The 12,641-nt window shown below is 61.0% G+C and carries 10 protein-coding genes and 1 pseudogene; 6 read left to right on the top strand and 5 right to left on the bottom strand.

Annotated features, from left to right (window positions below):
* Positions 1-118: 118 nt before the first annotated feature.
* From ACIPZH_RS18555 to ACIPZH_RS18540, 4 genes are all read right to left on the bottom strand, one after another.
* Positions 119-892: an IclR family transcriptional regulator gene (locus tag ACIPZH_RS18555; protein WP_400637251.1), complete on the bottom strand. Its 774-nt coding sequence runs from the start codon at positions 890-892 to the stop codon at positions 119-121.
* 69 nt (positions 893-961) lie between these two features.
* Entirely contained in the window at positions 962-2,419 is a 1,458-nt protein-coding gene (locus ACIPZH_RS18550) for an amidase (protein ID WP_400637249.1), read from the bottom strand.
* Positions 2,416-3,726: a citrate-proton symporter gene (locus ACIPZH_RS18545; protein WP_400637248.1), complete on the bottom strand. Its 1,311-nt coding sequence runs from the start codon at positions 3,724-3,726 to the stop codon at positions 2,416-2,418. Before ACIPZH_RS18545 ends, ACIPZH_RS18550 begins: the two co-directional genes overlap by 4 nt.
* Positions 3,727-3,847: 121 nt before the next feature.
* Positions 3,848-5,017 (bottom strand): M20 aminoacylase family protein, encoded by a 1,170-nt coding sequence (locus tag ACIPZH_RS18540; protein ID WP_400637247.1) that lies wholly within the window; start codon positions 5,015-5,017, stop codon positions 3,848-3,850.
* Positions 5,018-5,499: 482 nt separating this feature from the next.
* On the opposite strand from ACIPZH_RS18540, the gene ACIPZH_RS18535 reads away from it, so the two are divergent.
* Entirely contained in the window at positions 5,500-5,742 is a 243-nt protein-coding gene (locus ACIPZH_RS18535) for a hypothetical protein (RefSeq protein ID WP_241807126.1), read from the top strand.
* 164 nt (positions 5,743-5,906) lie between these two features.
* On the top strand, positions 5,907-6,176 hold the full coding sequence (locus tag ACIPZH_RS18530) for a DUF3077 domain-containing protein (RefSeq protein ID WP_241807125.1): 270 nt from the start codon (positions 5,907-5,909) through the stop codon (positions 6,174-6,176).
* 1,062 nt (positions 6,177-7,238) lie between these two features.
* Here ACIPZH_RS18530 and tri1 read toward each other — a convergent pair.
* A pseudogene (tri1, locus tag ACIPZH_RS18525) lies at positions 7,239-8,353 on the bottom strand (ADP-ribosylarginine hydrolase Tri1).
* Positions 8,354-8,483: 130 nt separating this feature from the next.
* Here tri1 and ACIPZH_RS18520 point away from each other — a divergent pair.
* The 4 genes from ACIPZH_RS18520 to tssC all read left to right on the top strand — a co-directional run bounded on the left by ACIPZH_RS18520 (position 8,484) and on the right by tssC (position 12,639).
* A complete protein-coding gene (locus tag ACIPZH_RS18520) occupies positions 8,484-9,035 on the top strand; it encodes a hypothetical protein (protein ID WP_400627924.1) in 552 nt (183 codons plus the stop codon).
* Between the two features lie 742 nt (positions 9,036-9,777).
* A complete protein-coding gene (locus tag ACIPZH_RS18515) occupies positions 9,778-10,527 on the top strand; it encodes a hypothetical protein (RefSeq protein ID WP_400627922.1) in 750 nt (249 codons plus the stop codon).
* Between the two features lie 61 nt (positions 10,528-10,588).
* Complete coding sequence (gene tssB, locus ACIPZH_RS18510; protein WP_012314370.1) at positions 10,589-11,122, top strand: type VI secretion system contractile sheath small subunit; 534 nt, start codon at positions 10,589-10,591, stop codon at positions 11,120-11,122.
* A gap of 14 nt (positions 11,123-11,136) precedes the next feature.
* Positions 11,137-12,639 (top strand): type VI secretion system contractile sheath large subunit, encoded by a 1,503-nt coding sequence (gene tssC / locus ACIPZH_RS18505; protein ID WP_400627920.1) that lies wholly within the window; start codon positions 11,137-11,139, stop codon positions 12,637-12,639.
* Positions 12,640-12,641: the final 2 nt, after the last annotated feature.

Below are 12,641 nucleotides of genomic sequence, written 5' to 3'. Positions count from 1 at the left end.
CTTCAGGAATCTGGACACCAATCCAATGCCATGGGGCAGTCCAGGTACAGCACAGAGCTCAAGCACTGCGCGGTCCCTGTGGGGCCGGCTTGCCGGCGATGAGGCCGGAACAGCCGCCTCAATTCAGCAACGCGTGCTGTATCTGCCCCACCGTCGCCGCCAAGCTGTTCAGGTGCAAGCTCTGCACCCGCTCCACCGGTGCCAGGTCCAGCGGCCAGTGCAGCGCGATGCTGCCCACCAGCCGCCCCTCCACCCGCACCGGCAGGGCAATCGCCCGGATCAGGAACGGCAAGCGCACCGGGTATTCCCAGAACCCTTCGGTGCGCTGGCCAAAGCCGTTGTGCCCATCAGCCTCGATATCGCGCAACAGCGCCTCATCGCGCACCCGCTCATGCGCCGCCAAGCGCTGTACCTCATCCGCCGCCAGCTCCTTCAGGCACGCCCGGCCCATGGCCGAGTGAAACAAGCTGGCATGGTGCCCAACGAGCTGGCAGGTGTGCGGGTAGCGTTTGCGCAGCACCTGCGCAATGGCGCTTTCCATCACCTCCAGCCGTTCGCCGTCAAAAGAAGAAAGGTCCGCCACCAGCCCGGTGCGCTCGCTCAGCTCCAACAGCAGCGGCGCGGCGCGTTCCACCAGTGTGCGCTTGAAGCGCAGCTGGCGGTCGCCAAACAGGCGCCGGGCACACAAGCGGTAGCGGCGGTCGCTCAGGCCACGGTAGACCCAGCCCTGCTCCTGCAAGGTGGCGAGCATGCGCGATACCGTGGCTTTGGGCAGTGCCGTCAGGTAATGCAGCTCTTCGAGCCCCAGCGCGTGGTGTTCACCAAGCAGTTCGACAATCGCCAGTGCCCGCTCCACCGAGCGCACGCCCCCGCTGTCTGCGGTAATACCCATGGGTTCGACCTCCGTGTCTGTGCGTGGATGGTCATCATGCCCAGCAAGATACGGGCCTGCCCAGGGCTTTCAGCGCAGCTGCAGGCAGCCAGGCGGCTGCCGCGCTACCCAGTGGGTCAGTTGCTCATGGGCATAGGCCAGTTGCAGCACGGCATGGTCCGCCTGGGCCGGGCCTATGATCTGCAGGCCCATCGGCAGCCCGGCGGCGTTGAACCCCACCGGCACGCTCATGCTCGGCAGGCCGGCCAAAGTCGGGCCAATCACCACCTCCATCCAGCGGTGGTAGGTGTCCATCGCCTGCCCACCAACCACCTTGGGCCACGGCTCGGCTGCATCGAAAGGGAACACTTGAGCAGCCGGCAACAGCAAATAATCGTAACGCTCGAACAACTTGCCCAACGCCAGGTACCACGCGCTGCGGTCCAGCGAAGCCTGGTAGACGTCCGCCGCGGTCAGGCGCAGGCCGCCCTCCACTTCCCACTGCGCCTCAGGCTTGAGCTGTGCACGCTTGCCTGGGTCGGCATACGCCGCGCCCAGGTTGCCGTGCACCAGGAAGTGGCGAAGGGTGAGCCAGCATTGCCATAAACGCCCCGGGTCAAACCCTGGCTGGCACGCCTCGACCTCGCAGCCCAGCTCGGCGAAGTCTGCCAAGGCCGCCTGACACAGGTCCATCACCCCCTCGTCCATCGGCAGGTAGCCGTCAAAGTTGCCTAGCCAGCCCACCCGCACCCCTTTGAAATCGCGCTGCAAACCGGCGGCAAAGTCACGCGGGCCGTCACTGAGCGACAGCGGCGCGCGCAGGTCGTGCCCGGCCTGCACCGACAGCAACCGCGCCACGTCCGTCACCGTGCGCCCCATCGGCCCCTCGGTGGCCAGCTGCTGCACGAACAGCTCCGGCGTTGGCCCGTAAGGCACCCGCCCTTGTGAAGGGCGCAGGCCGAACACGTTATTGAACGCCGCCGGGTTGCGCAGCGAGCCCATCATGTCGCTGCCGTCAGCCACCGGCAGCAGGCGCATGGCCAACGCCGCTGCGGCGCCGCCACTGCTGCCGCCTGCCACACGGCTGTGGTCATAGGCATTGGTGGTGGTACCGAACAACGTGTTGTAGCTCTGCGAGCCGAGGCCGAACTCCGGCACATTGCTTTTGCCGACAAAGATCGCCCCGCTCGCCCGCACCCGCGCCACGCTGATGGCGTCATGCGCCGGCACTTGCTCAGCAAACAGCGGCGAGCCAAGCGTCGTGCGCAGCCCCGCCGTGGCGGCCAGGTCCTTGACCGCCTGCGGCATGCCATGCATCCAGCCGCGCGACTGGCCGGCGGCCAATTCGCGGTCACGCACCTCGGCCTCGGCCAGCAGCACCGCGCCCTCGCGCAGCGACACCAGCGCATTGACCTGTGGGTTGAAGCGCTCGATGTGGCCCAGGTAGGCCTGCATCACTTCACGGCACGACACCTGGCGCGCGTGGATCGCCTCGGACAGCGCCTGGGCATCGAGGGCAACGATCGGGTCGATGGCTAACGGGTTCACGGTTTCACTCCAAGGTTGAAAGCGGCAGCTTTGCCAGCGCGGGGGACTTCTTTCAGGCAGTAGGTGCCCAGCAGCGTCAACAAGCAAGCGAACAGCACATAGAACGACGGCGCCACCGGGGTGCCGAGCACCTTGCTCAGCCACGTGACGATCAACGGCGCGAAGCCGCCGAACACCATCACCGCCACGTTATAGGCCACCGACACCCCGGTGGAGCGCACCTCGATCGGGAACTGCTCGGCCAAGGCGGTGGGCGCCGGGCCGAAGAAACCGCCGATGGCGGTACACAGCAGCAGTTGCATCACCAGCAGGCGCTCGATCGACGGCGCTGCGGCTACCCACACGTACAGCGGGTACACCATGACGAAAAATGCCAAGGTAAAGGCCATCAGCACCGGGCGCCGGCCAAGCCGGTCCGACAGCGCTCCGGCCAGGGGGATGACCACGGTCATCAGGCCCACGGCCAGCATCTGCACCAGCAGCACCTGGTCCAGTGGCAGGCCAAGGTTTTTGTGGGCAAAAGTGGGCATGTTCACCAGCACCACGTAGAACGACACGGTCGCCCCACAGGCCAGCCCCATCGACACCAGCAAGCTGCGCCGATGCTCACGCAGCACCTGCCACAAGCTCGGCGCCTTGCCCTTGGCCTGCTTGCGCGCTTCGAGGAACGCCTCGGGCTCTTCCATGTGCTTGCGAATCCACAGCCCCACCGGCCCGATCAGCAAGCCGATCACGAACGGAATTCGCCAGCCCCAGCTGTCCAACGCCTCGGGTGTGCACACGTGGGTCACCAGCGCGACCATGGCCGCGCCCGAAAACACCGCCAGGCACTGCCCTACCAGTTGCCACGAACCATACAACCCCTTGCGGTGGGCCGGTGCGCTTTCTACCAGAAACGCCGTGGCACTGGCGTACTCCCCGCCCGTGGCAAAGCCCTGCAGCATGCGCGCCACCACGATCAACAGCGGCGCGCCCATGCCAATGGCCAGGTAGCTGGGCGCAAAGGCGATCATGGCGATGGACACGGTCATCAGGCGGATGATCAGTTGCATCGCCGCCTTGCGCCCTTTGCGGTCGGAATAGATACCCAGCAGCACCCCGCCCACCGGCCGCATGAAAAAGCCCACGCCGAAGGTGGCCAAGGCCATCAGCAGCGAGGCGTACTCGTCGTCGGAGGGAAAGAACTGGCGGGCGATGATGCTGGCCAGAAAGCCGTACACGATAAAGTCATACCACTCCAGGGCGTTACCGATGACCGCCGCGACCACTTGCCGGGTACGCGACGCGCCTGTGTGTGAAGTCTGCATGCGGGACACTCCATCAATCTGTTGGCCAGAAACGGCGGCGAGCTGCAAGCTGCAAGCAGAAGCGGGCCATGCGCGGCCTTTACTTGCAGCTTGAAGCTCGAAGCTTGAAGCTTGAAGCTGCCTAGTTGAGCCAGCGCTCGGTGAGGGCGCCCCAGTAGGCGGCACCGGTCAGCAGGATGTCGTCGTTGAAGTCGTAGGCAGGGTTGTGCACCATCGGGCGCTGTACGCCGTTGCCGATGAACAGATAGGCGCCGGGGCAGCGTTGCAGCATCCAGGCGAAATCTTCGCTGCCCATCAGCTTGCGGGTGTTGCCATCCACCGCCTCGGCGCCGAGCAGCTCGACGCCGACCTGGTGGGCAAACGCATTTTCGTCGGGGTGGTTGACCAGCACCGGGTACGCCGGGCGGTGTTCGATGCGGGCGCTGCAGCCATAGCTTTGGGCCTGGCTGACGATGATCGCCTGCACCCGCTCCAGGGTCTGCGCCCGCACCTCGGCGTTCAGCGCACGCAAGCTCAACCGCAGCAGCGCCTGCTGCGGGATCACGTTGGCCGCCTCGCCTGCCTGCAGGGCGCCCACGGTTACCACCGCCGCCTCCTGCGCATCGATATTGCGCGCCACCACGGTTTGCAGCGCCATCACCACACTGGCTGCCGCCACCAATGGGTCGACCGTCAGGTGCGGCATGGAGCCATGCCCGCCGACGCCTTCGATGGTCACGGTCAGCAGGTCCTGCGAAGCCATCATCGGCCCGTCACGAAAACCCAGGTGCCCCGCCGGCAGCCCCGGCATGTTGTGCATGCCGAACAGCGCATCACACGGGAAGCGCTCCAGCAGCCCATCGGCCAGCATCGCCTCGGCCCCGCCCTGGCCCTCCTCGGCCGGCTGGAAGATCAGCGTCAGCGTGCCGTCGAACTGGCGCGTGGCCGCCAGGTAGCGAGCCGCGCCGAGCAGCATGGTGGTGTGGCCGTCATGGCCGCAGGCGTGCATGCAGCCCTGGTGACGGCTGGTGTATTCAGCGCCGGTGGTTTCTACGATAGGCAGTGCGTCCATATCGGCACGCAGGCCCAGTTTGCGTGGGCTGCTGCCGTTGCGTAGCACGCCGACCACACCGGTTTTGCCGATGCCGGTGTGCACTTCGTAGCCCCACTCCTGGAGCAGTTGCGCGACCAGGGCCGCAGTCCGGCTTTCTTCAAAACCGAGTTCGGGATGGGCATGGATATCGTGGCGGATGGCGCGCAGGTCGCTGGCCACGTCGGTGAGCCAGGCCAGGATGTGCTGGTGCTGCTGCATGGGGAATCTCCTCGCGCGGGTGGGTCCCGTTCTTGTTGTTCGTTTTGAGGTCACGACGGTTGAGGCAGGTCGTGGTTGCGAACAGATAAGCGCGAGTGGGGCGGGAGCACAATTGAATGTGGTTTCACGTGGTGGAACATCACGGTGCCGGGGATGTTTTCCTACGGAAAACGGCTGAAAGGATCAGATTAATTCCCTTTGTTGTAGTCCATTTCCCAAAGATAATGCGTGCGCCTGTTTTTCGTTGCATGCGCTAAACGTGGGTCATAGTCTCGGCCGGTCGCTGCCAATTCGGCGATACGGTTTTGACAGACCGTGAGTCACTGAGAGCATGTGCAATGCCTGTTATGGCAGCTGTACGTGGGGCACCTTTGTGTGCGCCGGGATTCTCAGTGCCCTCGGTCTGTCAACCCACGAACAGCTGCCACCCTTTCCGTTTGACAGCGGATTTGCGGCAGCCCTGCAGGCACTGAGAGGGTTTTATGCTGAAGATAGTCCCCGATCCACCCCACACTCCCCACTCCCTGGAAGACACACTCATGATGGCTGCGGACTACGCACTCTGTGCCGAGGCCGTCGCCCAGCAGGCGATGATGATGCACCCCAAATCGCCCTGCTCCTTGTTGATCATGACCTCCATGCACGAGCTCGAAACCTTGCGCAAGTTGCTTGAGGTGGCCTTGGTGCAAGTGCAAATGCCGACAGAGCCGAGAACGCTGCACTAATCCGCATCATGTCAGGCCTGTTCTGGCGTTTTCAAAGGCTAACCACTCGCACGGCGCCGCCCCTGAGGTTGTAGACGACCCTTAGGCGCGTGGTGAACCCGTGTGGGCCCGGCTTGCCGGCGAATGGGCCAGCCCAGGCACCCGCATTTTCAGGGAGCTAACCAATGCCAAAAGACGGCACAAACGAATACACCACACCCGGCAAAACCATGTTCTACCAGGCTGAGGGCCAAACCCGCCCGCTGTTCTGCATCGCCCCAGGCATCCCCTGCCAGGATGCCAGGGAGCAAGCCTCGGAGCTGATGGGTTGCGTGCGCGATCTGACCATCACCGGGGTGATGGATGAAAATCCGCAACTGATCTGGGCGTCCTACTACCTGAGCGCGCTGGCCAAGGCGCTGCTGGATGATGCTGAGCTCGGGATGCGTCGTTAGGTAGCCAATCTTCAGGCTGGCCTCTCGTGTGGCAGAGTTTGATGGGCCAGCTCTGTGTGTACATGATGAGTTTGCCAGTCACTTCATCGCTCAAGCGAGCCGGATAGTGACGCCTGCATTCCTGCGAACGCCAATCCCCAACGATGGCGGAACCAATTATGGAGGTGCTAACTAAAGGACATCGGTCAGTAAGTAACTCCCCCGCAACAGTGGAAAATAGCGCGCACGCACGGCAAATAGCCTACCGAGGCACGAGGCAGCCCGCATGCTCTGAATAGCCTCAATGTCCATGAAAATGTAATGTCGGTTTTCCTTCGACTCAAGCGTCTTCAGGTCTCTGAGCGCACTGATCTTGTCGCGATTATAAAAACCATATACACGGAGAGGAGCATCAAGCAATAGATTAACCCGGTGGCTGGCACGTCATGACTTTTCATCAGTGGGTACATTATGCTGCTCAAACCCGCGGCCAAACCCGCCTGCCACCAACTAACTTTCTGAGGCGGCTCTATGGATTCAACGCGGTCCCCTCTGTAATGGAGGATGTCGTTTTTGCTGCGGCAGTAATAAGCCACAGCGTAGGCCAACAGCACCAACACGACGGGCGCGAGCCCTAACATCAACGACGTTGACGTACTTAACTTCATTTTCTTGTACGTAATACCCAATGTCAGCAACGACGCGAACATTGGCGCACACGACATATTGAAAAACATGCGCAATTTCGCGAAGCTTACGAAGTACTCAGTCCGATAAGCACAATGGATACACCACAGTGTCATTGCGACCACCCCAATAAATACCGGTATAGCGAAAAACGTTGGGTTTAGCCCGATCATCAGCACGGTGACTATTACGACCAGCGTCCAGGCCGACCAAATCTTTGCAAAAAATCTATCTGTGGTAAACATAAGCCTATTTGTTACCTGCTAAGAAATCACCCTATTCGCCCCCTGCCCGAAGCCCCTTGTAGTAAGCAGCCGACCTGGGAGTGATTCATACCTCAATGAGGTGGCGCAAGATCCCGTGCCGCGAGCCGTTCACCAGAGGAAGGCTTGAGCATCAGTTGTCGGCATACACCAGTTCATCGAGTTCGTCAGTTGCCGGCGAATACTCGAACAAGCGTCTTGCCAGGTGGCCAATACGCTGCGACCAGGCAACCTTGGCTACCCACTCGGGCGGCATTCCCGATACTCCGTACAATGCACCCGCCAACTGCCCCGCCGTGGCGGCCACGCTGTCGGCATCGTCGGCAAGGTTGGCCGCGAGCAGAATCGCATCCTTGAAATTGTCAGTGTGCCAAACCGCCCAGAGCGCTGCTTCGAGGGTGTCGACCACATAGCCAGAAGAGCGAATCTGCTCTCGTGATTTGAGCTTGTATTCGCCAGCATTGATGATCTGCGGCCGAGATTTGAGCGGGCGCACTTTGGCTGCCAGCGCCTCGTGTTTGTCGGCGCCATTGAGCGCCAGATACAACTGCGCGCCGAACAGGCTGCAACACTCCAGTACTTCGGGCGCGCTATGTGTGACTAGGCTCTGTGTGGCACATTCTCGCCAGGTCGCCGAGAGCGAGTGGCGACGAAAAATGGCAGTGGGCGCAAGCCTGATCAACGAACCATTGCCAGCAGACGAGGACTCGGTATTCCCTTGCCAAGCAAGCCCCTCAGCTTCCCACCCTTCGAGCGCGCGCCGAGTGACATTGCCGATGTCGAAACAGCGCCCGCTGACGCTGTTCTCGCCCTGGCGGTACCAGCGCACCAGTGCATCTGCAAAAGTGGCAAAATCGAAGCCACCCTTGGCCGCGTAGGTGTCGGCCAGGCACAGCGCCATGCTGGTATCGTCGGTCCACTCGCCGGGCGCGAGGCGGAATGGGCCACCACCGACCATGTCTGTAACCTGCCCCTGACCGCGGCGCTGAAACTCCAGTGTGGTTCCCACCGCATCACCGATTGCCAGGCCTAGCAGTGCGCCCTGTGCGCGGTCGAGTGCTTGCTCGGGTAAGAGCGTGCAAGGCCTGTCGCTAAGCCAGGTGGCTTGATACGTGGCAATATGGGCGCGCCTAGATCGTACATGTACTCCATACGCTGCTGTAACTGGGGGGATATGTCGGGGCCCAAGTCGATATAGCGCTGGGCGTATTCGCTCAGGACTGCGTCCGGGCTTCTCAGGTCGATCATGCTGGCTCCTTGCAAAGGCTTACTCTCATCCATGGGCCCATATTGCTGACCTGGCCAACTACTGACAACAGCGCCAGACAGGCTCTGGCATAATCAACGATCAAGCACAGCAAGGAACGCTGACGTCATCATGAAATCTCATCCCGAACTCCATGTCAGGTCCCCGCTGCTTTTTCGCTGCGTGGCCATCGGCGTTGCCCTGTGCATGCTAGCGGTGTGCGCACTTGCGTTCTACGTGTTGTGGGCCGAACTGCTGCCGCTGTATGGCCGCCTCTACAGAAATGCACCCGTTGTGGAAACGCCGCTCATGAGTTTTTTCGTACTCGCGGCGATTCCAGGAACGCCCTACCTGCTCGTTGTCTGCGCCTTCGCGGCATGGACCGGTCAGAAATTCGACCCGCCCACAAAATCCAGGCTTCACACCTTCGAAATCCGGTCGTTGCAGTTGATGGTCGCCATAATGTGCTGGGCTGCCCCGGCCATGATCATCGCGACCACGGCCACACTCTCTGCGAAGGGCTACTGGTCTTGCCCAAAGCTACGTATTTCAGGCTCCGGATGGCAGATGTTCTGGGTGAACGATGAGCGCATATGCTTTACGCCCGATTCCTACATCAACGACCACTGGCCGTGCAAAGTTGTGGGTAACAAGACTATTTGCGTCCAGGTGGACGGTAGATAGCTACGCCCCAACCTGCCGCCGAACGGCACGGTCGAGCGGGGATGTCACTGGCTCAGCCGTTGATCGCCGGCAAGCCGGCCCACATGGGTGGACTGCCCTTGCACAAATCTCATCAATGCTGGAAAAGAGCCAAGCAAGCGGTGTCACAATCGTCGGAGCTGATGACGCACAAGCGGTTGCGACCAGCGTGCCAATAGCGGTCTGAGTCAAATATCCAAAGCCCACACCTCCCTCCAGTGGGACCCGGCTTGCCGGCGATCACGGGCCCAGCCCGTGCCAGTCATCCTGTCGAACAAGCAGATCACATATGCCGGCTCCTGGATCATAAAAAACCTCTTCACCGGCCGCCACGTGCGGCGTATTCCGTCGCATTGCCATCATTGAAAGCGGCGTCCTAAAGCCCTCACAGCACCTACTGGGCCAACCCAAAATGCGACTTACATCACCTTTTTAAAATTATTTTCCAGAAGATTTTTCAGCCGTTTTCCTCTGCCTAAAACCCCTTCCCCACGGGCCCAAGCCCAGATTTTACGCACTCAAAACCCCTGCCCGATATCAATGCGACATCATTGCACTGCGTCACAAACAGGGAAAAAATCGCGGCCCCAGCAGGAACTTCTTCCAACGCGGGGTGCCCTACACGGCATTACTGGCAACACGATATTCATGTGCCAGTACCGAGTTTCCAGTCCACGCCAGCGGCGTATCAGGACGATTCAAAAGGCTCATGGACGATGTACCGATGACACAGACGTTTGATGTCGAAGCACTGATCAAGCTGCGTAGCCAGACGCGGGCAATCTCCGATGCGCTCAAGGCGCAGGCGGCCGATTACCTCGCTACCGTGGCGCCGCTGATCCGTCCGCAAACGCTGTTCGGCGAATACCTGCAGGGGGCGCAACGCAGCAGCGGGCGCGAAACCCAAGGCCACTTCCAGTCGCTTATCGAACTGTACGAACGCATCGGTTCGGCCACGCCTTTCCAGCTGGTCAGCGAACTGGAAGTGCCGCTCAACCTCATCAGCACCACCCCCGAATTGTTCCCCCTGGAATACGACAAGGTCCTGGCCCCCAGCGGGCAGGTCATCCGCGTCACCAGCCCTGTGCGCTGGGTCGTGGGTTTTCAGGGCTTCGAGCTGGCGCGCTTTCGCAATGTCATCAACGACCCCAACCGCAGCAGCGCCGAGCTGTACCGCTTCGTGGTGCATTACCTGGTGCTGTTCTACTGCCTGAGCAAGTCGCCTGGCCTTGGCCGCCTGTTCGAAGGCTTGCGCTTTGGCTTGAGCTTCGAACGCCTCAAAGGCATGGGCGACCTGCCCTTCTGCGTCATCAGCTCGCCGGTGCGTTCGGAACTTCCCGACGATTCGGTCATCCGTAGCAGCACGCAAATTGCCGGCAACACCAGTTTCGAAGAGCTTGTGGGCCGCGACAACATTCTGGAAATGAACGACGAAATCCGTCAGCGCCTGCTGCTGACGATCGAAGGACTGTAACGCGCAGGCCCCGCCGGGCCGCGCCATGATTCGCAGCGAATTGCTCGCACTGGAGAACACGATGGCGAAGAAGGAAAGTACCCAGCACAAACTCGACCGCGTTCGCGCGCCGCGGGTTCACATCACTTACGACGTGGACATCGGTGATGCGATCGAGAAAAAGGAGCTGCCCTTTGTCGTTGGCGTGCTGGGTGATTTTTCCGGCAACCCGCTGGAGCCCTTGCCCAAGCTCAAGGACCGCAAGTTCGTCTTCATCGACCGCGACAACTTCAACGGCGTGCTCAAAGGCATCAAGCCGCGCCTGACCTACCGCGTCGACAACACCCTGGCCAAGAACGGCACCCAGCTGGGCGTGGAGCTGAACTTCAACAGCATGGAAGACTTCGAGCCGCAGAACGTGGTGAAGCAAGTCGAGCCGCTGCGCAAGCTCTTGGAAGTGCGTAACAAGCTGGCCGACCTGCGCAACAAGATGGGCGGCAACGACAAGCTCGAAGAGCTGCTGATGGACGTGCTGCAGAACACCGAGAAGCTGAAAACCCTGGGCAAGGAATTCGGTCGCGAAGCCGCCGTCCCCGCCGCCGATGGCAAAGAGTAAGCAGGAGCCAGACGATGACCGACAAGCAAACACTGCCACAACAGGACACCGACCTGGTCGAGGTGGAAACCTTCGCCCCGCAGGCCTCGCTGCTCGACAGCATCATCTCGGAAAGCCGCGTTGCCCGCTCCGACACCGAGCGTAGCCGTACCCGAGACTTGATCGGTGAGCTGGTCGGCCAGGTGTTGGAAGGTGAGCTGACGCCTAGCAAGGATCTGATCGCGGTGCTCGATGCACGCATCGCTGAAATCGATGCAATGCTTACGGAGCAGATGAACGAGATCATGCACGCCCGTGAGTTCCAACAGCTGGAAGCTTCGTGGCGGGGCCTGAAGTACCAGGTCGACCAAACCGAAACCAGTACCACGCTGAAGATCCAACTGCTCAACGCTTCAAAGAAAGATCTGGTCCGGGATCTGAAAGCGGCCTCCGAGTTTGATCAGAGCGCGCTGTTCAAGAAAATCTACGAAGAAGAATACGGTACTTTCGGTGGCGCGCCGTTCGGCATGCTGGTGGGTGACTATGAGTTCACCCGCAGCCCGGAAGACATGTATCTACTCGAAGAAATTTCTCATGTCGCCGCCGCAGCGCACGCCCCCTTCATCTCCGCTGCATCACCGGAGCTGTTCGGCTGGGACTCATTCACAGACATGTCCGGGCCGCGCGACCTGGCAAAGATTTTCGACACAGTCGAATACGCCAAATGGAAGTCCTTCCGCTCGTCGGAGGACTCGCGCTACGTCGGCCTCACGCTGCCCCACGTGCTTGGGCGCCTTCCATACGGCCCAGACACCGTTCCCGTCGATGAGTTTAACTTCATAGAGAGCGTCGACGGTCGCGACCACAACAAGTACCTCTGGATGAACGCTGCTTACGCATTGGGCACTCGCGTGACCGATGCATTTTCCCGCTACGGCTGGTGCGTCGCCATTCGCGGCGTGGAAGGCGGCGGTTTGGTTGAAGGCCTGCCTACCCACACCTTCAAGACCGATGACGGTGAAGTAGCCCTCAAGTGCCCAACGGAAATCGCCATTACCGACCGCCGTGAGAAAGAGCTGTCGGACCTTGGCTTCATTCCCCTCGTCCATTGCAAAGGCACCGATTACGCCGCTTTCTTCGGCACTCAGTCGACGCAGAAGCAGAAGCAATACAACACCGACATCGCCAATGCCAACGCACGCCTGTCGGCGCAACTGCAATACATCTTTGCCACTTCGCGCATTGCTCACTACATGAAAGCCATCATGCGCGACAAGATCGGCAGCTTCGCTTCGCGCAAGGATGTCGAGTCCTTCCTCAACGAATGGCTGGCGGACTATGTACTACTCGACGACACCGCAAGCCAGGAGGCCAAGGCCAAATTCCCGCTGCGCGATGCCAGCGTCGAGGTGGTTGAAGTGCCAGGCAAGCCCGGGGCTTACAAGGCCGTGGCATTCCTGCGCCCGCACTACCAGCTTGATGAATTGACCGCGTCTCTGCGATTGGTCGCCGAACTTCCGCAGTCTACTCGTAGCTGATC

Source organism: Pseudomonas sp. NPDC089758, from assembly GCF_044748705.1.
In the GTDB taxonomy this organism is placed as follows: Bacteria; Pseudomonadota; Gammaproteobacteria; order Pseudomonadales; family Pseudomonadaceae; genus Aquipseudomonas; species Aquipseudomonas putida_X.
Note: the sequence above shows the minus strand (reverse complement) of the source record. Positions and strands in the feature narration are given on the sequence as shown.